General features: G+C 59.5%; 21 protein-coding genes, 2 pseudogenes and 1 riboswitch. Of the genes and pseudogenes, 15 read left to right on the forward strand and 8 right to left on the reverse strand.

Annotation, left to right across the window (positions count from 1 at the left end):
• Nucleotides 1–28: 28 nt before the first annotated feature.
• From QO002_RS00475 to QO002_RS00500, 6 genes are all read left to right on the forward strand, one after another.
• Entirely contained in the window at nt 29–544 is a 516-nt protein-coding gene (locus tag QO002_RS00475) for a MarR family winged helix-turn-helix transcriptional regulator (RefSeq protein WP_307225613.1), read from the forward strand.
• Between the two features lie 60 nt (nt 545–604).
• Nucleotides 605–1,255: a thiamine diphosphokinase gene (locus tag QO002_RS00480; protein ID WP_307225616.1), complete on the forward strand. Its 651-nt coding sequence runs from the start codon at nt 605–607 to the stop codon at nt 1,253–1,255.
• Nucleotides 1,256–1,257: 2 nt separating this feature from the next.
• Nucleotides 1,258–3,081 (forward strand): ABC-F family ATP-binding cassette domain-containing protein, encoded by a 1,824-nt coding sequence (locus QO002_RS00485; RefSeq protein WP_307225618.1) that lies wholly within the window; start codon nt 1,258–1,260, stop codon nt 3,079–3,081.
• A 51-nt stretch (nt 3,082–3,132) separates the two neighbouring features.
• Nucleotides 3,133–3,210: riboswitch (SAM riboswitch) on the forward strand.
• Between the two features lie 64 nt (nt 3,211–3,274).
• Nucleotides 3,275–4,198: a homoserine O-acetyltransferase MetA gene (gene metA, locus QO002_RS00490; RefSeq protein ID WP_307225619.1), complete on the forward strand. Its 924-nt coding sequence runs from the start codon at nt 3,275–3,277 to the stop codon at nt 4,196–4,198.
• A gap of 146 nt (nt 4,199–4,344) precedes the next feature.
• Nucleotides 4,345–5,361, forward strand: a complete 1,017-nt coding sequence (locus tag QO002_RS00495) for an aldose epimerase family protein (RefSeq protein WP_307225621.1) — start codon at nt 4,345–4,347, stop codon at nt 5,359–5,361.
• Nucleotides 5,362–5,394: 33 nt separating this feature from the next.
• Nucleotides 5,395–6,174 carry an SDR family oxidoreductase gene (locus tag QO002_RS00500; RefSeq protein ID WP_307225623.1) on the forward strand — a complete coding sequence of 260 codons (780 nt, stop codon included), beginning with the start codon at nt 5,395–5,397 and terminating at the stop codon, nt 6,172–6,174.
• 312 nt (nt 6,175–6,486) lie between these two features.
• Here the strand turns inward: QO002_RS00500 and QO002_RS00505 are convergent, their stop codons facing one another.
• Entirely contained in the window at nt 6,487–6,885 is a 399-nt protein-coding gene (locus QO002_RS00505) for a hypothetical protein (protein WP_307225626.1), read from the reverse strand.
• A gap of 646 nt (nt 6,886–7,531) precedes the next feature.
• Here QO002_RS00505 and QO002_RS00510 point away from each other — a divergent pair.
• Nucleotides 7,532–7,786, forward strand: a complete 255-nt coding sequence (locus QO002_RS00510; RefSeq protein WP_307225628.1) for a hypothetical protein — start codon at nt 7,532–7,534, stop codon at nt 7,784–7,786.
• Between the two features lie 201 nt (nt 7,787–7,987).
• Here QO002_RS00510 and QO002_RS00515 read toward each other — a convergent pair whose 3' ends face one another.
• On the reverse strand, nt 7,988–8,467 hold the full coding sequence (locus tag QO002_RS00515; protein ID WP_307225630.1) for a hypothetical protein: 480 nt from the start codon (nt 8,465–8,467) through the stop codon (nt 7,988–7,990).
• A 948-nt stretch (nt 8,468–9,415) separates the two neighbouring features.
• Nucleotides 9,416–10,303, reverse strand: a complete 888-nt coding sequence (locus QO002_RS00520; RefSeq protein WP_307225632.1) for a LysR family transcriptional regulator — start codon at nt 10,301–10,303, stop codon at nt 9,416–9,418.
• Nucleotides 10,304–10,462: 159 nt separating this feature from the next.
• Between QO002_RS00520 and QO002_RS00525 the strand changes: the two genes are divergently transcribed.
• The 4 genes and pseudogenes from QO002_RS00525 (at nt 10,463) to QO002_RS30855 (ending at nt 15,474) form a co-directional block, all read left to right on the forward strand.
• Nucleotides 10,463–11,359, forward strand: a complete 897-nt coding sequence (locus QO002_RS00525) for a DMT family transporter (RefSeq protein WP_307225634.1) — start codon at nt 10,463–10,465, stop codon at nt 11,357–11,359.
• A gap of 467 nt (nt 11,360–11,826) precedes the next feature.
• Nucleotides 11,827–12,714, forward strand: coding sequence for an amino acid ABC transporter substrate-binding protein (locus tag QO002_RS00530; protein WP_307225636.1), 888 nt, complete (start codon nt 11,827–11,829; stop codon nt 12,712–12,714).
• Between the two features lie 189 nt (nt 12,715–12,903).
• Nucleotides 12,904–13,323: pseudogene (locus QO002_RS00535) on the forward strand (ABC transporter permease subunit); the annotation flags it as partial.
• 3 nt (nt 13,324–13,326) lie between these two features.
• Nucleotides 13,327–15,474, forward strand: coding sequence for an aldehyde dehydrogenase family protein (locus QO002_RS30855; protein ID WP_370878432.1), 2,148 nt, complete (start codon nt 13,327–13,329; stop codon nt 15,472–15,474).
• A 261-nt stretch (nt 15,475–15,735) separates the two neighbouring features.
• Here QO002_RS30855 and QO002_RS00550 read toward each other — a convergent pair whose 3' ends face one another.
• On the reverse strand, nt 15,736–16,497 hold the full coding sequence (locus QO002_RS00550; protein WP_307225638.1) for an IclR family transcriptional regulator domain-containing protein: 762 nt from the start codon (nt 16,495–16,497) through the stop codon (nt 15,736–15,738).
• Between the two features lie 135 nt (nt 16,498–16,632).
• Here QO002_RS00550 and QO002_RS00555 point away from each other — a divergent pair, with 135 nt between their 5' ends.
• The 3 genes from QO002_RS00555 to pcaF are packed head-to-tail and all read left to right on the forward strand — an operon-like array spanning nt 16,633 to nt 19,241.
• Complete coding sequence (locus QO002_RS00555) at nt 16,633–17,340, forward strand: 3-oxoacid CoA-transferase subunit A (protein ID WP_307225639.1); 708 nt, start codon at nt 16,633–16,635, stop codon at nt 17,338–17,340.
• Nucleotides 17,337–18,026 (forward strand): CoA transferase subunit B, encoded by a 690-nt coding sequence (locus tag QO002_RS00560; RefSeq protein WP_307225641.1) that lies wholly within the window; start codon nt 17,337–17,339, stop codon nt 18,024–18,026. Before QO002_RS00555 ends, QO002_RS00560 begins: the two co-directional genes overlap by 4 nt.
• 12 nt (nt 18,027–18,038) lie before the next feature.
• Nucleotides 18,039–19,241, forward strand: coding sequence for a 3-oxoadipyl-CoA thiolase (gene pcaF / locus QO002_RS00565; protein WP_307225643.1), 1,203 nt, complete (start codon nt 18,039–18,041; stop codon nt 19,239–19,241).
• A 108-nt stretch (nt 19,242–19,349) separates the two neighbouring features.
• Here pcaF and QO002_RS00570 read toward each other — a convergent pair whose 3' ends face one another.
• The 4 genes and pseudogenes from QO002_RS00570 to QO002_RS00585 form a co-directional block, all read right to left on the reverse strand.
• Entirely contained in the window at nt 19,350–20,021 is a 672-nt protein-coding gene (locus QO002_RS00570) for an aldo/keto reductase (protein ID WP_307225645.1), read from the reverse strand.
• A gap of 50 nt (nt 20,022–20,071) precedes the next feature.
• Nucleotides 20,072–20,938, reverse strand: a complete 867-nt coding sequence (gene istB, locus QO002_RS00575) for an IS21-like element helper ATPase IstB (protein ID WP_307225648.1) — start codon at nt 20,936–20,938, stop codon at nt 20,072–20,074.
• Nucleotides 20,935–22,423 (reverse strand): annotated as a pseudogene (istA, locus tag QO002_RS00580) (IS21 family transposase). The gene istB and the pseudogene istA overlap by 4 nt, the downstream one beginning before the upstream one ends.
• A 323-nt stretch (nt 22,424–22,746) precedes the next feature.
• Nucleotides 22,747–23,151, reverse strand: coding sequence for a hypothetical protein (locus QO002_RS00585; RefSeq protein WP_307225650.1), 405 nt, complete (start codon nt 23,149–23,151; stop codon nt 22,747–22,749).
• On the opposite strand from QO002_RS00585, the gene QO002_RS00590 reads away from it, so the two are divergent.
• Nucleotides 23,134–24,390, forward strand: a complete 1,257-nt coding sequence (locus tag QO002_RS00590; protein ID WP_307225652.1) for a hypothetical protein — start codon at nt 23,134–23,136, stop codon at nt 24,388–24,390. The two genes, QO002_RS00585 and QO002_RS00590, sit on opposite strands and share 18 nt — an antisense overlap.
• Nucleotides 24,391–24,433 lie beyond the last annotated feature (43 nt).

Below are 24,433 nucleotides of genomic sequence, written 5' to 3' on the forward strand. Positions count from 1 at the left end.
GGGCGGCACGAAGCTGCTATTGTCACGCATGGACAGACTTGAAGCCACCCGGGACCCCCAGACCGATCGTGACCGTATCAGCGGCGCGCTGACCCGTATGCGCATGCTGATCGGGCGGCGCGTCATCGCGCGGCTGGCGCTCGACTCCGTTGCCCCGGGGCTGGAGATATCTCATGTCGACGTACTCGACGTGGTGAGGCGCGCCGATGACGGCCAGGAAGTCACCGTTGGGATCATCGCCGAGAAGCTGCGCATCGATCCTTCCCGCGCGAGCCGGATCGTATCGGAGATGGTAACGCGCGGCGTGCTGCGCCGTGAAGCATCGCAGGCGGATGCGCGCCGCATCGTGCTCGTCGTGACAGAGATAGGTGCCCGGCTCGTGGCCGAGATGCACCGCGTCAAGCAGGCGATCATCGCCGACATCGTTGCCGACTGGTCCGAAGAGGAGATTGAAATCTTTTCCCATCTGTTCGATCGGTTCACGGCTTCCTTCGAGAAGGCTTACGAGGCTCGGCAGAGCGCCGGCATTGAAGCGGCCGAATAGGCCTCGAATCGCGCCGCCGCCCCTTCCCCTGATAATCACTTCGCGCTATGGCCTTGCGCCATGACCGATCAGGCTTTCACGATACTCATGGGCGGGCCTCTTGCCGCCACCGACCGGCTGCTCGGACGCCTGAAGGATACGCGGGTCATCGCGGCCGACGGCGGCATGCGCCACGCGGCCGTTATCGGCATCACGCCTGAACTCTGGGTTGGCGATTTCGACTCGACGTCGGCGGAACTGATCGCAGCGTGGCCGCGGGTTCGCCGCGAGCCCTATCCGCCAGCCAAGAACGAGACAGACGGCGAAATCGCTGTCGAAGCCGCCCTTTCCCGCGGCGCCCGCTCGCTGATTTTTGCCGGCGCACTCGGCGGCGAGCGCAGCGACCATGCCTTCATGCATCTGATCTATGCCGTCAGGCTTGCCGAAACCGGTCTCGCCGTGCACCTGACTTCGGGCGAGGAGGAAGCGACGCCACTTCTGCCGGGGACACTGGACCTCGACCTGGCGAAGGGCAGCCTCTTTTCCATTCTCGGCCTCGATACGCTCGAGGGTCTCTCTATCGAAGGCGCGCGGTATCCGCTCTCGAATTTCCATCTGCCCTTCGGCTCCTCGCGCACGATTTCCAACGTCGCTGAAGGGCCGGTGCGCTTTACCCTTTCCTCCGGCAGGGCAGTCGTTCTTGCCCGCCCCTATGACCTGACGGGAGCCTGACCATGGCGCCACCCATTCTGAAACTCGACGATATCTTCCTCTCCTTCGGTGGCACGCCGCTTTTGGCCGGTGCTGCCCTGCAGGTCGAGCCGGGCGACAAGATCTGCCTTGTCGGGCGCAACGGCTCCGGCAAGTCGACGCTCTTGAAGATCGCCGCAGGTCTTGTCGAAACGCAATCGGGCGAAGTCTTCCGCCATCCCTCCTCCACCGTGCGATACCTTGAGCAGGCACCGGACTTTGCCAGCTATTCGACTGTGCAGGCCTACGCCGAAGCAGGTCTTGGGCCGGGCGACGACCCCTACCGCGTGACCTATCTGCTCTCCCATCTCGGGCTGACAGGCCAGGAAAGTCCCAACGATCTTTCCGGCGGCGAAGCCCGCCGCGCGGCCTTGGCCCGCGTCATGGCGCCGGAGCCCGATATTCTCCTTCTCGACGAACCCACCAACCATCTCGACCTGCCGACGATCGAATGGCTTGAAGGCGAGTTGATCAAGAGCCGCTCGGCGCTCGTGGTCATCTCCCACGACCGGCGTTTCCTCGAAAAGGTCTCCAATTCCACCGTCTGGCTCGATCGCGGCCAGTCACGCCGTCTCAATCAGGGATTTGCCTTCTTCGAAGCCTGGCGCGACAAGGTGCTGGAAGAGGAAGAGATCGAACAGCACAAGCTCGGCAAGGAAATCGAGCGCGAGGAACACTGGCTACGCTACGGCGTGACGGCCCGGCGCAAGCGCAACATGCGCCGCCTTGGCGCGTTGCAGGATTTGCGTGCCAAACATCGCGGCCATAGCGGCCCGCAGGGCTCGGTCCAGGCGACGGTTTCCGACGCCCGCGAATCCGGTAAACTGGTACTCGAGGCAGACCAGATCACCAAATCCTATGGCGAGCGCACCATCGTCGCGCCCTTCTCGATCCGCGTCCATCGCAGCGATTGCATCGGCCTCGTCGGCCCGAACGGCGCCGGCAAGACGACGCTCCTGAAGATGCTGACCGGCCAGATCAAGCCCGACAGCGGTTGGGTCAAGCTCGGCACGAACCTCGAGATCGCCACGCTCGACCAGCGCCGCGAGGACCTGAACCTTGAGGACACGCTGGCCCACTACCTCACGGACGGCCGCGGCGAAAACCTGCTGGTCAACGGCGAGCAGCGCCATGTCACCGGTTATATGAAGGAATTTCTCTTCCAGCCTGAGCAGGCGCGTACACCGATCAAGAACCTTTCCGGTGGCGAGCGCGCCCGGCTGATGCTGGCGCGCATCCTCTCGCGCCCGACCAACCTTTTGATCCTCGACGAACCGACCAACGACCTCGATATCGAGACGCTGGATCTCCTGCAGGAAATCGTCGCCGGCTTTTCCGGCACCGTGATCCTCGTCAGCCACGACCGTGACTTCCTCGATCGCACCGTGACGTCAACGATCGCGCCCGCCAATCCGGATGCACCGGACGGCCGCTGGATTGAATATGCCGGCGGTTATTCCGACATGATGGCCCAGCGCAGGGGCGCCCAGGACGAAAAGCGCAAGGCCGAAAAGGCCGAAAAAGCGCGTTCCGCACCTTCTACCACCGCCGACACCCCGAAAGCAGCAAGAGGCAAGCTCTCCTTCAAGCAGAAATTCGCACTCGAAAACCTGCCGAAGGAAATGGCGAAGGCCGAGGCGGACATCGCCAAACGCGAAACCGAAATGGCCGACCCCAATCTGTTTTCGAAAAATCCGGCCCGGTTTTCCACACTTGCTGCCGAACTGGAGAAACTGCGCGCCTCTGTCACCAAGATGGAAGAGGACTGGCTGGAACTGGAAATGCTGCGAGAGGAGCTGGAGGGTTAAGCCGCTCCAGCGATTTTTCCGGGCATTGCATTTGCCCGGAAGCAGCGCTATTTAAGCATTCGTGGTGATTTGGCCGGCCGGCTTGCAGCCACGTTAAACAAGTCGCTAAAGGGCCGTGGGTGAAGCGGACCGGTTGCGATATTTTTCGTTGCCGGTTTTTTGTTTTCCGGCTCTTGTTCGTCGAGTGAGAACCATGCCCATCAAGATCCCCGATACGCTGCCCGCTTTCGAAACCCTCACCAAAGAGGGCGTGCGGGTGATGACCGAGACGATGGCTATCCGCCAGGATATCCGCCCTCTGCAGATCGGACTCCTGAACCTCATGCCGAACAAGATCAAGACCGAAGTGCAGATGGCGCGCCTCGTCGGCGCCTCGCCACTGCAGGTCGAGTTTTCCCTGATCCGTCTCGGCGGACACAAGGCGAAGAACACGTCCGAAGAGCACCTGCTTGCCTTCTACGAAACCTGGGAAGAGGTGAAGGCGCGCAAGTTCGACGGCCTGATTATCACCGGCGCGCCTGTGGAATTGCTGGATTATGAGGACGTGACCTATTGGGAGGAGATGAAGCAGATCTTCGACTGGACGCACACCAACGTGCACTCGACGCTCAATATCTGCTGGGGTGCGATGGCGGCGATCTATCATTTCCATGAGGTGCCGAAACATGCCTTGAAGGAAAAGGCGTTTGGCGTCTATCGCCACCACAATCTCAATCCGTCATCCGTCTATCTCAGTGGCTTTTCCGATGACTTCCAGATCCCCGTCTCCCGCTGGACAGAGGTTCGCCGCGCCGATATCGAAAAGGTCGACGGCCTGGAAATCCTGATGGAATCGGACGAAATGGGTGTCTGTTTCGTGCATGAGAAAACCTGCAACCGGCTCTACGTCTTCAACCACGTGGAATATGATTCGACCTCGTTGTCTGACGAATACTTCCGTGATGTCGATGCCGGCGTGCCGATCAAGATGCCGTTCAACTACTTCCCGCATAACGATCCAAGCCTGCCGCCGCAGAACCGTTGGCGAAGCCACGCGCATCTGCTTTTCGGCAACTGGATCAACGACATCTACCAGACCACCCCTTATGAGCTTTCAGCTATCGGCAACGACGACTGAACCGACAGAGGGCAGATATGATGCTCATGAACACCCGGAAACGTTGTGGGTGTTCATGAGCCATGAATTGTATGACTTTTTGGTTGCCGCGCCTTCGGAAATGGCGCAGTTTGCGCCAAACGGGTGCCAGGAGGAGACGCAGGGCCGTGGAAGCATTGAATAAAGAATTCGGCCGACTGCCATCCGGCGAGCCTGTCCATCAGCTGACGATCAAGGGTGGCGGCCTGACGGCCCATATCCTGACCTGGGGCGCCGTGATCCAGGATCTGCGCCTTGAAGGCCACGCGGCGCCGCTCGTGCTCGGCTTCGAGCGCTTTGAGGATTACCTCGCCCATTCCCCCTATTTCGGTGCAACGCCCGGCCGCAACGCCAACCGCATCGGCGGCGGACGCTTCAGCATCGATGGCAACGACTACCAGCTTGAATGCAACGAAAAGGGTGTGACCCACCTGCATGGCGGCAGCGACGGCGTCGCCAAGCAGCTCTGGAGCGTGGTTGAGCACGCACCGGATCGCGTCGTTCTCGAAATCGTCGATCCGGAGGGCCGCGCCGGCTATCCCGGCAACTGCGACATCCGCTGCACCTACGAACTCAAGGACGGCGGCGTCCTTAGCGTCAGCTACGCATCGACAACGGACAAGGCCACCATCGCCAATGTCTGCCAGCACAGCTACTTCAATCTCGACGGCGGCCCCGATGCGCTCGACCACGACATCATGATTGCCGCCGGCCACTATCTGCCGACGGACGAACGGCAGGTGCCGACCGGCGACATCCGCCCGGTGGATGGCACCGCCTTCGATCTGCGCAGCATGACCTCAATGCGCCGGCAGATGGAAGGCGACAAGATCGGCTACGACCACAACTTCTGCCTCTCGCCCGCCCGTGGTCCGAAGCGCTCCGTCGCACTGGTGCGCAGCGTCAATTCGGGTGTCGCATTGGAACTTCGCACCACTGAACCGGGCGTGCAGTTTTACACCGGCTTCAAGATGAAAGTGCCGGTGCCGGGGCTTGAAGGCAAGACATATGGCCCCTTTGCCGGCTTTTGCCTGGAAACCCAGATCTGGCCGGATGCCGTCAACCACTCGAATTTCCCTGAAGGCATCCTTCGCCCGGGCGAGACCCTGCTGCAGGAAACGGATTACGTCTTCAGCCGCAGCTAACGGCAAGGCAGCGTCGATCGGGAGGGGATGGATATGGCAGGCACACGGGATAAATCCGCCGGTGGCATCGCGCTGGTGACAGGGGGCGGCACCGGTATCGGGCGGGCCATCACATCGGCCCTTCTGGCACAGGGCTATACGGTGGTCATCGCCGGACGTCGTACCGATATCCTTGATATCGCAGCCGGTGAGCTTGCGTGGGAAAATCCTGAAAGCACCGTGCGGGCCATTGCGGCCAACATCGGTGATCCGCGCTCCGTCGAGGCGCTGTTTGCGAGGATCTCTGCGGAATTCGGCCGGCTCGACTTGCTCGTCAACAATGCCGGCCGAGGGTTACCGGCCGTCCCGATGGAAGATATTTCCTTCGAGGACTGGAACGACATCGTCGCCGTCAACCTGACGGGCGCTTTCCTGTGCACCCAACAGGCAATGCGCATGATGAAGGCACAGACCCCGCGCGGCGGCCGGATCATCAACAACGGCTCGATCTCGGCCTCGACACCCCGCCCGCTCTCAGCGCCGTATACAGCAACCAAACACGCAATCAGCGGCCTCACCAAATCCACCGCCCTCGACGGCCGCCCCTTTGACATCGCCTGCGGCCAGATCGACATCGGCAATGCCGCGACCGACATGACGGCGCGCATGAGCAAGGGCGTGCTGCAGGCCAACGGCGAGACGGCAGCGGAAGCAACCATCCCCGCCCATCTCGTTGCCGACGCGGTCATCTATATGGCCGGACTACCACTGTCAGCTAATGTCCTTACCATGACGGTGATGGCGACACAGATGCCCTATGTGGGTCGGGGATAACCTCCAATATCAGCATCGACATATGAGAAAATCGAACGCGCAGAGATGATGTCCGGTTCGGATTGAACGAGACATCCCTAGATTCTTTTGTTTTCGTTTGCCTTTTCGGAAAACCGGTTCCCACTGTTCCCTGACAAACTCTAGATAACGTATGACCGTTCCAAGTCCGGGTGACCGATAAGGATCAAGACAAACCAGACATTTCTCGCCGTCCCATTTCAGCACTTCTTCCCGACAGTCGGATAAGGAGCCGGGAAGGACCTCGTAAGAGGGCGGGCCGTCGAGTCCAACCAGGGCGGGGCAAAAACGGGCTCAGTTTCCAATTGTGGAAACAGCATGTACCTGCATGTCGTCTCGCACCTCGTAGAACTTGTTTCCATCGGTGTAGATCATATGGCAGGTAGGTTTTTCACCTTTGCTGGTGGAGCACGCCTTGTCGCCCTCGAAAGACAGCTTCGTCTTCACATTGATTTTCTTGCCGTTCACGCTGGCCTTGCCGGTGATGGTCTTTTTTGCCCAACTCCACGTCAGGTTGGCGGTAACAGGAGTGCCCAGATCAAAGATCTCAACTGAAACCGGTTTACTATCGGCGAGTGACTTAAAGTCTTCCATCGAGACTTTTTTGGCATCCTTGGGTAAGTCCATCGCCCAGGCGCTGGAGCACGCTGCTGAGACGAGTAGAAAACAACCGAAGATCACTGTCTTGCGCATGGAAGCCCCCCCGACAACGAAATTTAGCAGTTTCTTGTATCAGTAAATGTGAAGGCGAACTATCTAGCGGGTACCCCCTGAAGGGTGGTGTCAAGCACCACGCCTTCAGCCGAAAGAGGTGGCTACGCTACCTATTCGTGAACAGACCTGATCCTTCCATACGTGCTTTTAGAGTTTGTCAGCGAAAAGTGGAAACCGGTTTTCCCGAAAAGACAAACAGAAACAAAAGAAGTTAGAGGATGTCTGGTTCAATCTGAACCAGACATCCTCTAACTGGCGGCAGATTGGAGGACACCCGAAAATGTCACCCGGCAATTGACTCTCGAAGGTGGTCTATCGATCATTCAAGTATGATCCGCACTACCGACTTCATTGCTGACCTGATCAGGGCCGCGAACGAGGTTGAGAAACTTGGCGCGCCCGAGAAAAGACGTCTGCTTCTGCGGGCCATGCGACGCACGATCTACGACTTGTGCGCATGGCGCGGATGGTGCCGGGCACAATGTTTGCGGACGCTGCTGACCGTATCAGGACGGCTGAAAACAAGCAATCACGTGCTATTGGCGCCGCTCCTGGCGATCAATGTTATAAGCACACTCAAGTTTGTAGCGGACGCAAAGGATGAGATTATCAAGGAGCAACCAAGATGCAAAAAAACCGTGCATTGATTTCCGCCGGAGCCGTTGCTCTTTCGGCCTCGGCAACGGTAGCAGCTCTGATGGCCCATCTTCGACGAATAGGCGCCGTCAGCGAGCAGGCTGAACGTGCAATCTACAAGGATGCATTGCTGATGCTTGAGGAAGGCCAGGCCGACGATGCGAGCGGAGTATTCGCCGCCGCCAGAGAGCTTATCGAAAAGCAATTGGTGATCGACGAGGGTGTGCGAGGTGAAGGAGGATGAGCAAAAACCGTCCATTACCGCACAAGCTGCCACTGTGACCCCCGAACGTTCCCGCAGCAACCCGGATTAAATGTATTCAAATTTGAACGCATCTTCCTGGATCTCGGATATTCCCGACGTCGGAAAAATTTCACCTCGCGTGCGCCTAAAGCTGTCTTCGTGATCCACCTAACGACTATCTTGCCGTGGGATGAAAGCACCCTATGATTCCCAGCAGATGATGTGCAGACCACGGATGTACTGGCTGCGGATCGACACGGAAGGCTGGGTTTTTACCCAGCCTTTCTGTATGCCGATTGTCGCGACATACAGGCCCGCTGGCGAGCGATCGCCAATACGCTGAACAAATGGGGACGCCTGATGTCTGAGAACGAAGTTGTCGTGAAGTCCGGAAGAACGCTGGCTGTCGGTAACGACTTGTGGGAGATAAGAGACAATGGGATGCCCGTTACCTATGTCGACATGCTTACCGAGCTGCGCCATCACAACAACGTTATCTATCTGAGCCTCGGACAGGCGATCATCGACGGGAAGAATGAGCCTATCGTCAACATTACGGCGCGGCATCGCATCGATCTTGGAACCGCGAAAAACCTGCATCGTCTTCTCGGAGAGATGATCGCGGATATCATCAAACCTGACGCTAAATCCCAGGCGAATTAAACGGATGAGGGTGATCATGCTGCACGCTCCGCAGACGCGAAGTACACGTCAAAAGCCTCGGCTTTCGTGACGGGCGACCAACGTCATCAGGCCAGATTGCGCCTTCTGACCGGTTTTCGAAGAACCAGACCAAAGCGCTATCGTATCGGCCAACGGTGATGTCCGCACCGCGGCGGATCGCACAGGGTTACTTACTGTCTTGGAAAACACGGCTGCTGATAGTCTTGTCTTCGAACTCCGTGGCTTTTCGGTACGCGTCGGCGATTCACTGAGGATTCGAAACGGTTGGCCGGAGGCTGGCTTTGGCCACGATCCCATTCCGATGAAGACGTGCGGAGCCATCAGATGGTGAGGATCTCACAGCAATGGACACACCTGGGCGCTGGCCAGGTCTCGGCTGAAGTATCTCCCTCGGCTATTTCCGGTGGAATTGCCGACACCTCGCGCACCAGTCGCGAAGCGACAAACAGAAGCCGTGCGTCGTCACGTCAACGTTTCATCGGCGCAGAGTCGTATTAACCGACACGACAGCCAGCCGACGGTCCAAAAACCTGCCAAAGGTGCAAATCACGATAGACCCGGCCGAAAATAGGCGGAAATGCTGCCAAAACGCACAAAAGCCCCGGCGAACCGAAGCTTGCAGCGTCTTGGAGAAAATGGAGCGGGTGAGGCGATTCGAACGCCCGCCCCCGACCTTGGCAAGCGAGAAATTACGCTGTCGAGGCATTCAAGAAGAATATCGTAAATTTCGTTGCAGTACGTAAGAGTGTTCGTTCTTCCCGGATTCGCAGAATTGGCTGCTCATAACGGGACGATACCGGCCATGGAGGTCGTCATTGCGCCCGCCTGAAAGCAGACATCGTCTTGTAGCGGTGTCACGGCGTCCGTGCGCCAACAGCGGCCTATCTGTCGGCGTCAGAAGAGACCGGGATGCGTCAATCCTTGCTCGTCGTTGCCTCGCGGCCATCAGCCTGCGAGAGCCAAAGTACCATGACGGCCGGTGTCCTTTTCAATCTCGCCGACCAGGCTGTCTAGCGCCGGATTTCTCGATTTCCGTGCGCGGCGGACGACATATGCCAATGCCGGTGGCCGGGGCAACCGGTCAATGACGACATGCATCTCGCCACGGATGTGGCGGTCACTCAACAGCGCAACGCCCATCGCCGCATTGACTGCCGAGATGATTCCGGCGGCACTCGAGCACTCGAAGATGGTTTCGAAAACCGCATCGTCCTGCCCGATCTCGAGCGCCCACTGGCGGTAGAAACACTCGTCGTCGAACGACAGGAACGGAATAGGCCCATCCTGCGGCAGCGCCAGATCCGGATGCTTCACCCAGTGAAGGTCTTCACGATAGAGGACGACGTCGGTCGGGCGTACCTCGTGGCTGAAGATCTGGACGATCGCGGCATCCAGTTCACCGCGTTCGAGCATCGCGCGCAGAACGAGGCTCATGCGAACCTTGGTTCGAACCGAGACATTTGGATGCAGACGCCGAAACCGACCCAGAATGCGGGCGAGGTCCGTACAAGCCGTGTCTTCTGTGAGACCCAGGGTGAGCCGGCCTGCGAGCGGAGTTTTCGAAAGGCTGAGAAGAGCCTCGTCGTGCAGCCCGAGGATGCGGTTGGCGTAGTCAAGCAGGTCTTCTCCCGCTGCCGTGAACATCGGTCCGCCCGACTTGCGGCCAAGCAGCTCGCAGTCCAGACTGACTTCCAGCCTTTTGATTTTGTGGCTTACCGCGGACTGTGAGAGGCCCAGAGCGAGGGCTGCCCGCGTCACGCCGCCATGATGGCGGATTGCCGAAAGCGCACGCAATGCGTCGATCTCGAGGCGCCGGCTGTTGAGTTCGTTCATGGCCATCTCCCTTCGTTCACGTCACGAAGAGCCATACCACAGAACACTCCGATCATGACACTGATCTGCTGAATGTCATGATACCATCGAAATTTGTCATGTGCATACTCGGTGAGACCCGCCTATCGGTAGTCCGAATTGCTGACACCAGAGCACCTTATGACCGACATCCCGCTTGATACCCCCGCGTTGCGCCGCCATCCCTTGTTATGGCCATTGCTCGCCACCCTCCTGATCATCGGATGGAGTTCAGGCTTCGTCGGTATCCGCTATGCAAATCAGGAGGCCAGCGTCATGCTCCTCCTGTTCTGGCGGACGCTGCTTTCAGGCCTGATCCTTCTGCCCTTCGCGTTGCTGATCGGCCCGAAAATATCCATGCGTGCGGTCAGGGACCAGGCCCTGTTCGGCATCATGGCCGTGTTCCTGTATCTGGGAGGCTTCGCGCTGGCGATCGAGCAAAAGGTGCCTACGGGGCTGGTCGCGCTCATCGCTGATCTGTTGCCGCTGGCGATTGCTGCACTTTCACAACCCGTCCTCGGCGAACGGCTGGCTCCGCGGCAATGGCTCGGAACCGCGATTGCCGTCCTCGGGGTTTTAATCGTGTCCTTTGACAGCCTCAGTTTTGGTACGGCCCCTGTGTGGGCGTACGGCCTGACTGTCGGTTCGATGCTGGTATTTGCCGTCGCTTCGGTCCTGCACAGGCAGTGCAAGACGCAGCATATGCCCGTCCACCAGAGCCTTTGCATCCAGACGTTGATGGGCTCGGTACTCTTCGGCCTCTGCGCGTTGACGCAAGGCAGCCTCGCGCCACCCTTGACCCGCGATTTTGCGGTCGGGATAATCTGGCTCGTTTTGATCGCGACGTTCCTCGCCTACGCCGTCTACTACACCAGCCTGCGTCTGTTTCCGGTGGCCAAAGTCAGCGCGGCGATCTACCTCAGTCCTCCCGTGACAATGCTGTGGGCATGGATGCTGTTTTCAGAGCCTTTGACAGTTGCGATGTTCGTGGGGCTGGCGGTGACGCTGGTGGGCGTATGGATGACATCGCGCGAGTAAGTAAGGGCATGTCCCTGCCATTTCACGACATTTAGCATCGTCAGACTTCGCAAGCCATGCGACTGTCGCTGCGCGATGGGATTGGTTCGCTTTGGGCCGACAGCGGAAATGATTTCCGCTTGGCCCCGCCATTTCGGCCCGTCACACCACCTGCTGAAGTTCCTGAAAGTCGTCCGTCCGTGTCGCTAAAGTGGGTCGCGATCTTTCAGATTCGCTTCCTACGCTGTAGCTCTTTGTTTTTGCGCATGTCGTTATCGCAAAACCGCTGCACACTTTTGCGCGACATGCTCTGGTGTGGCCCCGTCCGGAACGCGCCGTCATTGCGGTCATAGGCCCTGACCTGCCATGATGCGAGGCCGCCAAGCGGCGCCAACGTCTCCGCGATTGACAAATGGGGGGCAGCCCATAAGCTGAAGGAACGCCTTAAGATCGGAGATGAGGATCATGCAGGTGCCTAGCAGACACACATGGCCAAGCACATGAGACGGCTACTGCTGGCGGGTCTGGCCTTTTGCCTTTCGGCCTTCTCAGCGGGCGCTGCAACGCTCGATACGATTGGGGAGCGCGGAAGCCTGCGCATCGGCTATATCTCCGACGAAGCGCCGTTTTCGTCCAGCAAGCCAGGAGCCGAACCGGTGGGATACGCCATCGACCTGTGCGACAGGATCGCTGATGAAATCGAGCATCAACTTCCCCAACTGAAGCGCGAATATGTCGAAATGACTCTCGCCCACGGCTTCGATGCGGTGAAGAATGAAGAGATCGACTTGCTTTGCGGTTCTATTACCGTGAATTTGGACAGACGGGAAACCGTCGACTTCTCACAACCTATCTTCCTTACCGGGGCAAGCGCGCTGCTGCGCAAGGATTCACCGAACTACCTGCAGACGCTCTTTCTCGACGGACCTGTGGTTCACACCGTCGGCGGGCGCGCTCCCACGGCTCCCACAAATGTCATCGGTATGCGTGCAAACACCACGACGGCGGCGGCGCTTCGCGAGGCACTTGCAATTCAGGTGTCGAAGACGAAACTCGCCGATTTCAACACGCATGAGGACGGGCTCAAGGCGCTGGAGGATCACAAGATCGATGCTTACATCGCCGATCAGGTACTGCTCATCAGCCTGGCCAAGCGGGCGCGCGATCCGTCCTCTCTCGATGTCGGCGATCGTCTGCTCACACACGAACCCTATGCGATCGCGTTGCGCCGCGACGACGCCGACTTCCGCCTGCTGGCGGACCGCGCGCTGACGGATTTATACCTGTCAGACGATTTTATGCCATTGCTCGAAAAATATTTCGGAGCCGAGGCGGCGATGCTGCACACGCAAATCATCATGCAGCATGTGCCATAGTTAGTGTGAGTCGAGCGGAACCAGCTTGCCTGAAGATTGTTTGCAGGATGCCTGCTTTCCGCCCCAGACGTGCCAAGCCCCGATGCGCCCTTATTTCGGTCGTCGAGGATTCCTCAGAGGCACCCCGAAAGCGGACATCACGGTGAGTTGGCAGCGGTATTTGCGCACAGAGTAGCCCTGCCATTTTCCGACCAATCTACCGCCGCCGCCACCCTCGGTGTCAACGTGGTTGCGACGAAGCGAATTCTGTTTGTTCTTGCCGCCTTCGGGACTGGGATTGCCGGCGCAGTTTGGCTTGCAAGTGCGACGAGCTTCCAGCCGAAGACATATTTTTCAGTCCAATGGACAGCGTACATGATCTTCATGGTGCTGGTGGGCGGGCTCGGCCGCTTCGAAGGGGCAATCCTCGGAGCCGTGATCTTCTTCGCAATCGAAACGGCGTTCGGCGCGATGGGCGTCTGGTATCTCATCGGGCTGGGCCTCGTGGCGCTCTTGTTTTCGCTCTTTCTTCCTCGCGGCCTCTGGGGCGCAGTCGAGGAACGGCTGGGCATTTCGCTTATGCCTGTCGGGTACAGGCTGGAACTCAAAGCTAAGAAAGCAATGGAGTAGGCAATGCTATACGGAAAGACCGTAGTCATCACCGGCGTGTCAGCCGGCATTGGAGCCCGGACGGCGGAACTCGCGGTGTCTCTTGGAGCTGACGTTGTCGGCATCGACCTCAACGAGCCGAAGGTACCAAGTGCCAGCTTCATCAAGGGAAACCTCTCCACGCCCGAAGGTGTCCTCGACGTCGTTCAACAATTGCCAAAGTGCTTCGATGCGCTGCTTAACGTTGCAGGCATATCTGGGACGGTAGGAGCCGAAGCGACACTGGCTGTCAACTTCTATGGGTTACGGGCTCTTTCCGAAGCCGTGGCGCCATCGATCCGCGAGGGCGGAGCGATCGTAAACGTAGCCTCGGTCGCGGGCTACGGTTGGCGCGCCAACCTGGAGCGCGCGAAGGCGATGGTCGGGGTGCCGGGCTTTCCGGACATCAAGGCAGTTATGCAGGAAAACGGCATCCCCGATGAAATAGGGTATCCGCTGTCCAAGGAACTGCTCATCCTCTGGACGCAGAAGGCCGCTCAGCAAGCCCTGTTCAAAGACCGTGGGATCCGGGTGAACGCCGTGAGCCCAGGACCCGTCGAAACGACCATCCTCAAGGAGTTTCGCGCCGTGCTCGGCGATAAGAAGGTCGATTCCGACATAACGCGGGTAGGACGCGCGGCAACGCCATCCGATATCGCGCCGGTCATACTGTTCCTTGCCTCGGACGGTGCCCGCTGGATCAATGGCGCAAACATTTCAAATGATGGCGGCCTCGAAGCCTCCATCAACGCCGAAGTGCTCGACACCGGTAAGATCGCAAGCCGTGCTCCAGCGTCCGGCCTGGACGACGTTAAGGCTGCGGTGTCCGCCGCGGCGGAAGCTTTCCCCGCATGGTCGAAAACCGGCCCTGGCGAGCGCCGAGCCTTACTGTTCAAAGCCGCCGACGTCCTCGCGTCAAAGGCGGACGAATTTGCGAAGATCATGATCGAGGAGACGGGCGGTACCGCTCCCTGGGCTGGCTTCAACACGATGCTCGCCGCCGGGATCCTTCGCGAAGCCGCGAGCATGACGACCCAGATCCAAGGCGAGATCATTCCCTCGGACAAGCCGGGCACTTTGTCTATGGGCGTGCGACAGGCCGCGGGTGTATGCCTGGGCATCGCTCCCTGGAACGCGCCGGTCATTCTCGGCACCCGCGCTATCGCGATGGCGCTCGCTTGTGGCAATACCGTGATTCTCAAGGCGTCGGAGGCCTGCCCAGGACTGCATCTGCTCATCGGCCGCTCGCTCGTCGAAGCGGGCTTTCCCGATGGCGTTGTGAATGTTCTCACGAACGCGCCTCAAGACGCCGCCGAAATCGTGGAGGCCCTGATCGCCGCCCCCGAAGTGCGCCGGGTGAACTTCACAGGCTCCACCAAGGTGGGCCGCATCATCGGCGAACTTTGCGGCCGGCATATCAAACCGGCGCTGCTTGAGCTTGGCGGCAAGGCGCCGTTCATCGTCCTGGACGACGCGGACATCGAAGCTGCAGTGAACGGAGCGATCTTCGGAGCGTTTGCGAACATGGGGCAGATCTGCATGTCGACTGAACGCATCATCGTCGACGAAAAGATTGCAGATGAGTTTGTCGAAAAGCTCGCAGCGCGCGCTCGCAAGCTCCCTGCAGGCGACCCTCGCGGTCACGTCGTCCTTGGCTCGCTCGTTACTCAGGAAGCCGCTGCTAAGATGGAAGAACTGATCGCAGACGGTGTCGGGAAGGGCGCAAAACTGGTTGCCGGCGGCAAGCGCGAAGGATCGGTTGTCGAAGCGACCCTGCTCGATCACGTCAAGCCGGGGATGCGCAGCTTCGAAGAGGAATCATTCGGGCCAGTGAAGCCGATTATCCGCGTGAAGGATGAAGCCGAAGCGATCAGGATAGCCAACGAATCCGAATACGGCCTTTCGTCCTCGGTCTACAGCCGCGACGTACAGCGAGCCATGGCGGTCGCGGAGCAGATCCAGTCCGGAATTTGCCATATAAATGGACCGACCGTGCACGACGAAGCGCAGATGCCGTTCGGCGGTGTGAAGAACTCCGGGTACGGGCGCTTTGGCGGCAAGGCGGCGATCAACGAATTCACGGACCTGCGTTGGATTACCATCGAAGATCCGCACCAACACTATCCGTTCTGAAGCGAGCCGGCTGGAGGTCGTTGGATCTCTGGCCGACTAGAGGATGTCTGGTTCAGATTGAACCAGACATCCTCTAGATTCTTTTGTTTTCGTTTGTTTTTTCGGGAAACCCGGTTTCCATTTTTCCCGGGCAAACTCTAAGCCCATCAATCGATCCTGTCCTGCGTGCCAATCTCCCAGGCGTGAAGCCATCGCGACCCTGTAAAATTCCAATGAAGGGATTGGAGGCGTCGTGCATTCACACAGCTTCCTTTGCCGATGTTATGCGAGAATGCCAGCCAGTTCGTTGCTCACGTCCAGGAGCGGATGGAGAAATCTTCCGACGATTGCGGACATGGGCTCGTCGGAAGCAGGCAGGCCTGTATTGAGGGCCGCCACGACCGAACCGCGCGCGTTCTTCAGTGGTACCGCGATCGAGCGAAGTCCAATTTCGACTTCCTGGTCGACGCATGCGTAGCCCTGGTGACGCACCTTGGCGATCTCCTGTTCGACAGCCTCCGGATCGGTGAGCGTGAACTGGGTCCTGGGCGTCATCGGGAAGCCCTCAAGGAGCGCTCGCGCGTCTCCTCCGGGAAGGCTGGCCAGCAATACCCTTCCCATGGATGTGCAGTATGCGGGAAGCCGGGAGCCGGGCATGAGGGCGATGGACATGACCTTCCTCTGCGCAGCGCGGGCGACGTACACGATTTCGCCTTCGTCGAGAATTGCCACGGAGGTGCTCTGGCCGATCTTCTCCGAGAGCTGGTCAAGCCATGGCTGAACAATACGTGGCAATGGCATGGAGGCCAGGCACCCGGTTCCGAGCCGCAGCACCCGCGGCGTCACGGTAAAGTACTTCCCGTCGTAGGCGCAGTAGCCGTGCTCGAAAAGTGTTAACAGGCATCGGCGCGTAGTCGCTCGGTCCAAACCCGAAATGGATGCAGCCTCAGAAATGCTGAGGCGAGGGGTGTCCGCCGTGAAGGCTTCGATGACACGCAGGCCTTTCGCAAGTCCGCCCATCATGTCGCTCTGCTTCGTTTCCATAGGAGTTCGATCCGCTTTGTGCGATATGTCAACAAAGTATTCATATCGCACAAAATCGTTGCCGTCGATGCTTTCGAGAGGTAGAAGCGCGCAAAGGCTCCGGTCTCGGATCGAGCCTCTCGATGGAGGATTTTCATGGACAAGACGAAGATGAGCACCGCCGCGGCGGTAGAGCAGATCGGCGACGGCGCGACCGTCATGATTGGGGGCTTCGGTGGCTCTGGAGCCCCAATCGAGCTCATTCACGCGCTGATCGACAAGGGTCCCAGGAACCTTACCGTGATCAACAACAACGCGGGTAACGGACGAATTGGCATCGCTGCCATGATTGATGCGGGCATGGTCAAGAAGATGATCTGCTCGTTCCCGCGTTCCTCCGACCCACGCGCTTTCACCGACCGTTATGTCGCAGGCGAGATCGAGCTTGAGCTCGTACCGCAGGGAACGCTTGCAGAGCGCATTCGCGCTGGCGGTGCGGGAATACCGGCATTCTATACACCGACAGGCTACGGGACCGAACTGGCTGAGGGAAAACCGATCGAAGTCTTCGATGGACGCCACTACGTTCAGGAGCGTTGGTTGAAAGCTGACTTCGCCATCGTCAAGGCGCAGCTTGGCGACATCCACGGGAACCTCACCTACAACAAGGCCGGTCGGAATTTTAATCCGCTGATGTGCATGGCGGCCGCCAAGACCTTCGTACAGGTTTCCAGGATCGTGCCCCCGGGTGGCATCGATCCCGAGCAGGTAATCACGCCCGGTATTTTCGTGGACGGCGTGGTCGAAGTCCCAAATCCGCAACAAGAAGAAGACCTTATCCGGGCTGGAGTGGCATACGCATGACCATCGACACGCGCGACGACATCAAACTTTCAAACGCCCAGATTGCATGGCGGGCGGCGCAGGACATTGAGGATGGCGCCTACGTCAACCTTGGTATCGGGTTTCCGGAGATGGTTGCCCGCTATCAGCCTCCAGGCCGCCAGGCGATCTTCCACACGGAAAATGGAATCCTCGACTTTGGCGAGCCGCCAGCAGCAGGTGAAGAGGACTGGGATCTTATCAATGCCGGCAAGCGGGCCGTAACACTGAAACCAGGTGCCGCTTTCTTCCACCATGCGGACAGCTTTGCCATGGTTCGCGGCGGTCATCTCGACGTCGCCATTCTCGGCGCCTATCAGGTAGCCCAGAACGGTGATCTCGCAAATTGGCGCGTTGGCAATAAGGGCGTGCCGGCGGTTGGCGGGGCGATGGACTTGGTCCACGGGGCCAAGCAGGTCTTCGTCATCACCGAACATGTGACCAAGGACGGCAAACCGAAACTCGTCGGCGAATGCACTTTTCCCCTGACGGGCGTCGGCTGCATCACGCGCGTGTACACGAGCCATGCCGTCATCGACATCGTCGATGGGCGTTTCGTCGTGCGCGAGAAGTTGGCCGCAATGACGATGGAGGAACTTCAGGCGATGACTGGCGCGCCGCTCCATGCCGACGGTCTCGTCGTCGATCTCGTCGTTCCACAACTCTGAGAGAACTTTCCCATGAGCGAAGTCTTAATCTGCGACTATATCCGCACGCCGATCGGCCGCTACGGCGGCGCGCTCTCGTCGGTGCGAGCCGACGACCTTGGTGCGGTTCCGCTCAAGGCGCTCATGGCACGCAATGCCAGCGTGGATTGGGAGGCCGTCGATGATGTGATTTTCGGCTGCGCCAACCAGGCAGGGGAAGACAATCGCAACGTTGCGCGGATGTCGCTTCTGCTCGCGGGCCTGCCGGTAAACGTGTCGGGCACGACCATCAACCGCCTCTGCGGATCGGGCATGGATGCGGTGTTGACGGCAGCACGGGCGATCAAGGCGGGCGAGGCCGAGCTTATGATCGCCGGCGGCGTCGAAAGCATGTCCAGAGCGCCATTCGTAATGCCCAAGGCCGATGCCGCTTTCTCCCGAGCTGCGGAGATCTATGACACGACGATCGGCTGGAGGTTCGTCAATAAGTTGATGAAGGCCCAGTATGGCGTCGACTCGATGCCTGAAACCGGGGAAAACGTGGCTGAGGATTTTGGTATCAGCCGTGAGGATCAGGACGCCTTTGCACTGCGCTCCCAGGCCAAGGCAGCGGCTGCGCAGCAGGATGGCCGGCTTGCTCGGGAGATCACGCCCGTCTCGGTCGCGCAACGAAAAGGCGATCCAATCCTCGTGGAGAAGGACGAACATCCCAGAGCAACAACCATGGAAGCTCTAGCGAAACTGCCGACACCGTTCCGCAACGGCGGAACCGTCACGGCTGGCAACGCAAGTGGCGTCAACGATGGCGCGGCTGCACTTCTGCTTGCATCGCCTGAAGCTGCGAAAAAGTATGGTCTCGTGCCGATCGCGCGCGTCGTTGGTGGAGCGACCGCGGGCGTGCCACCGCGGATCATGGGCTTCGGTCCAGCACCGGCCTCAAGGAAGCTGCTTGCGCGCCTGGGATTGTCGCAAAAGGATATCGACATCATCGAGCTCAACGAGGCTTTCGCCTCTCAAGGATTGGCCACGCTGCGTGATCTGGGTATTGCCGATGACGACCCGAGGGTGAATACCAAGGGCGGGGCGATTGCTCTTGGACATCCGCTTGGAATGTCTGGAGCTCGTATCACGGGGACAGCCGCGCTAGAGCTCCAGGCGAACGGTTTGCGGCGGTCTCTGTCCACGATGTGCATCGGCGTCGGCCAGGGCATCGCCGTCGTTCTGGAGCGCGTCTAGGATTTTGGCATTCTGCGCAATCGCGAGCCCATGGCTGTACGTGCTCTACAGCATACGGTTAGTCCGGTTTGTATTCGCGGTGGGCTTCCGGATCTCTTACGGCGTAACTCAACGCGCCGAGTTCGCTCCATACATCCGAAGGCAGGGACGCTTCAGTCCAGTCCAAGGTCTGGAGTATTCGTCGGGGTTGCGAAACGCCCACGACCGTCGACTGTATTCGGGGATCACGAAGCGAGAACTGCAGGCCGCTGCGCCGAGCGGAACAGATTGCTTTGAACAAATTTGCTCGATGCTTCGCACCGGCTCAAGATCTCGCTCGTTGGCCTCTTGATAGGTTAGTCTCTGCACCTGCGAACTTCCCTTTGCAAGGACGCCTCCCGCAAAGGGAGCTGCATTCAGGATTGAGATGCGATTGGCCGACGCAAATTCGAACAGTGCGTCCGCGTTCCGGTTCAACAAGGTGTATCGATTGTGGCTGAGAATAAGATCAAATGGATAATCTTTCACGAGCGAGAGCATTAGATCGACGCGGCCCATCGCAAGACCGACGGCTGTCGCCAATCCTTCCTCTTTCATTTTAAAGAGCGCGTCTAACGCTCCTCCCGGACGTGTCACCTGTTCAATATCTTCCGCGTATTCCGGATCGTGCAGATGCAGGACCTGCACGTGGCCGGGGATACGGCGCGTGCAGCAACCTCCGACCAGTGTCAACGGCGGAGCAAAAGCAGGCCAGTGCGGCGGAGTAAAACCAGGCCAGCGGCAGGGCTGTGTTGCCGACATGGAAATGGCCCCGATCGGGGCCATTTCCATGTCGGCGGCGGTGATTTCGATCAGGGTGTGAGGATTTCGCCGGTATCGGGGTCGACGGTTTGGGTGGCCTGGTTTTGCTCCGCCCCTGATGACGGATTGCGGCGGCGGGCGGCGGACTGTTTCAGCCGGTAGCTGTCACCATTCATGGTTAGGATGCTGACGTGGTGGGTCAGCCTGTCGAGCAACGCACCGGTCAGCCGCTCGGACCCTAGCACCGACGTCCAGTCCTCAAACGGCAGATTGGACGTGACGATCGTCGAGCCGCGTTCGTAGCGTTGCGAGAAGGTCTCGAACAACAGCTCCGCTCCGGTCGATGACAAGGGGACATAGCCGAGTTCATCGATGATCAGCAGTTTTACCGAAGCCAGATCGCGCTGCAGCTTGAGAAGCCGCCGCTCGTCACGCGCCTCCAGGAGCTGACTGACCAACGAGGCTGCAGTGGTGAACGTGACGGTGAAGCCTTTCTGGCAGGCGGCGAGGCCCAGAGCGAGCGCGACATGGGTCTTGCCGGTGCCACTGTTGCCGAGAGCGATGATGTTGTCGCGCCGCAGGATGTATTCGCAACGGGCAAGCTCCAGGACAAGCATCTTGTTCAAGCCGGGTATGGCCGTGAAGTCGAAGGTGTCGAAGCTTTTGACCGCCGGGAAGCGAGCCGCGCGAATGCGCCGTTCGACTGTCCGGCGTTCCCGGTCGATCAGTTCCAATTCAATCAGGCGCAACAGATAGCGGGGATGGTCGACGCCGCTCTCGGCGCATTCCCGTGCTACCTTCTCATACTCGCGCAACACCGTCGGCAGTTTTAATTGCTTGAGATGGTGGGACAGAAGGATTTGCGGGGTTCCACCCGTTGTGCCTGATGGCATCGTGTCGCTTGCTGTGCGGGTCATGCTGCCAACACCGAATAGTCTGCCGCCAAGGTAATCTTCACATCCATCTTCGGCAGATGCGGATAGGCAGCAAGATCAAGTCGGGCTGGACGACGTTCGATACGTGCCAGTGCAATCAGTTTGACCGCATCGAAGCCGGCTGCGCCCAGATGGATCGCTTCGGTCACAGCAAAGGTGACGACGTCCTTTGGCATTGCCTCCAGAAGCCGCAGCACCTGGATGAACTCACGCTTACCCCGATTGCCCATTCGCGCTTCCAGCAAATGGCGCAGATGCTGGAACACCTCCGGCAGGTCCCACCCCTGCAAGGCGGCTGCCTGGTCGCGCGCATTGGGCTTCATCTCGATCAGCGCCAGATAATGCAGCGGATTGGAGACGAATACGCCTTCGCCATAGGACCGTGGGTGGCGTGCGATCTCCTGGCCTCTACACAGGATGACGACCTCCTCGACAAAGCCCTTCACCACAATATCCTGGAAGCCGTAGGCGGTCGGCACTGAATAGTCGTTGGTGCGATAGCGCACCAACGACATTGATGAGACACGACCGGCACGCTTCTCGCAGGGTTCAAGCGGCACGGCCGGGAGGCGGCGCAGTGCCGCGGTATCGGCCACCAGACGTTCACCAATGGTCTCGGTGTGCCGACCGGCGCATTCACTCTGGCGGCCCCGACAACGGTCTTCGAGCATTGCGTTCAACGCCTCGAAGCTTGCCACCTGCGGGATCGGCACCATGAAGTTGGCACGCGAGAACTTCACCAGCCCCTCGACCTTGCCCTTGTCGTTGCCCTTGGCCGGTCGCCCGAACCGGTCCCGGAACAGGTAGTGACTGACGAGTTCGGTGAAGGCACGGGTTCGATCGCGTTTGCCGTCGCCGCAGATTTTGGCCACCGCGATCTTGAGGTTGTCGTAGAGGATCGAAAGCGGCACGCCGCCAAAGAATGCAAAGGCCGAGACATGCCCATCGAGGAATGCCTCCGTCGTCTCGCGCGGATAGGCCTTCACGAAACACGCATCCGACTGCGGGATATCCATGCAGAAGAAATGTATCTTCTGGCGCACACCGCCGATGATGGCGATCGCCTCGCCAAAGTCGACCTGTGCATGTCCCGGCGGATGCGATAGCGGCACGAACGTCTCTCGACCCTTGGATCGGCAAATCCTGACGTAGTCCTTCACCACCGTGTAGCCACCGCCAAAGCCATGTTCGTCACGCAACCGTTCGAATATCCGCTTGGCACTGTGTCGTTGCTTCACCGGCCCGGCCTGATCCGACTGCAAAATCTCATCGATGACTGGAAGCAAACATTCCAAGCTTTGGCTTGCCTACAGGCTTCGTGCGCGTATAGCCCGGTGGAAGCGAGAATCGGCACATCTTCGAAACCGTCTCACGGCTTAAACCGAAGACCCGAGAGGCCTCGCGGCGGCTGTGACCCTCAACGAAAACAAACCGGCGAACGGCGGCGTAACTCTCCACGACAAACATCCCCGGCCGCCCTCAAAAAGAGGACAGCCTACCACTGGCTGGATTTTACTCCACCCCGCCAGGCAATATGCCGGCGTTCACTGGTAGACTTTGTCACCGCCCTGCCCATAATCAGGATGAAAATTGCAACGCAATGAAGAACGCAAAATCGGCGGCGACCGGTCAGGATATCGTGTGGGGACCGGTAACCTCGTCGGAGGAGTCCGATAAAAACAAGTTCAGTGGAAAGGTTACCTATAATTATCACTGCAGTGCTCAAGCATCCTGGGCCCCGATTTACAGCCTCGCAAGAAGTTCGGAGTGTGGAGAGTCGCCGCCAACTCCTAGAAACGAGCAAATGCCGAAATCATGTGGAAGCCGCCGGCCAAGCGACCGAAGACACCGCGCTCGAACCCTACGCCCGCATCGCCGGCGCAGTGATGGGAAATGCAGGCGTCGCGGCGGCACGATCGGCCAGTACGCCAGAAAGCGTTATCAGACGCGCCGTCGGTAACGCCGATGACATCGACTGAGAACGCGCCGTTCAACTGCAAAACAACGGCCGAGGCGTGCGGTTGACCGGCCCCGAGGCGATCACTCAGGCGCAGAACGGTGCGACCGCACTTCCCAACCTGCAGCGCGTTGTGGAAGGCTCTGCGGACGGCCGCGCGAGAACCGCCCCATTCTTCAGCGCACGACCTGGCCAGGTCCACAATGCAGTTGACGAGGTCTTGAACCTGATCGCGCAACAAAGCGACAATCCGTCCTTACTAGGGCAGCGCGCTTCGGAGGCGGCGACGTCGGCAATTCGCGATGTCGAACAAGCCCGCACCGCGGCCGTCAATCCCGCCTACAGAGCCGCCGGCGCTGACCGCGTGCCGGTGGAAGGCGTTCAAGCACTGCTTGACGATATTGCCGCGATGACGGCCGCTGACACGACTGGTGTGCTATCCGGAACGCTCAACGATCTCCGCAATCGTTTGACCGCACGGCCCGCGCAGGCGGGCCGGCCCGCGACCCGTACTCCGGTCATGGGACCGAACGGTCAGATCATCCGCTATAGGCAGACCCCGGCCGTGGACGCCGTCCCCGCGCTACCAAGTACGGATATCGAGAACCTTGACCGGACACGCAAGTATTTCCGCGACCGGATGGACCTGCCACAGATCGGGCAGGATGCGATCACCAAGGAACAGAACGCCGCGGTAACCGGCATGCTTACGCGGCTCGATGACTTGATGACACAGCACAGTTCGAATTTCGCCGCTGGCAAACAGCAGTACGCAGATATCACGCGCGACGTGGTCGAGCCGGTAGCCCTCGGCCCGCTCGGGAAGGTGGCCGCCGCCCAAGAGACGACCGCTGCGGGCAACGCCATCTTGCCAGCCAATCCGCTGACCGGCTCGCGCGACGAGACGATCGACGCGATCACCCGGCTTATGGATCAAGACCCCGCCACGACAACCGGATTGATCCGGCAGAACCTCGCCGATCGTTTCCACAGCGCCGCCACGGACACGCAGGAAGGCGCGAACGAATTCGTCGGCTCGAAATACCACAAGGACATTGCCGGCAATGAGCCCCGCCGCCAGACCCTGGACGCGGCGTTGTCCGCACTGCCCGATCAGCGCGCAGCCACGACGATGCCCGAGCTGCTGGACGTTCTCCAGGCGACCGGCCGACGCAAGCCGATCGGCAGCGCCACAGCGTTCAACAGCGCCTTGCAAAGTGAGTTGGGCACTGGATCGTTGTTAGCGACGCCGTTCCGGACAGGCGCAAAAACCATTTCAAGCTTTGGCACAAATATCGGCAACGCTTTGACGCAGGCGACCCAACGCAACAACATGCGTCAGCTGGCCGATTTATTTACAGACCCCAATTCAGTAGAAATGATACTCTCTGCCATGACCCGCCGGCCGGGCCTGGCGATAGGCGAAACCCTTCGGCGCAGTGGTGCGCAGTCCGGTGCCGCCAGCATTGATCAGTAGGGATCACGCCGGCGTTAACGGGGTCGTCCCATCAAGGGAGACG

The sequence above is a fragment of the Pararhizobium capsulatum DSM 1112 genome (genome assembly GCF_030814475.1).
Taxonomy (GTDB): Bacteria; Pseudomonadota; Alphaproteobacteria; order Rhizobiales; family Rhizobiaceae; genus Pararhizobium; species Pararhizobium capsulatum.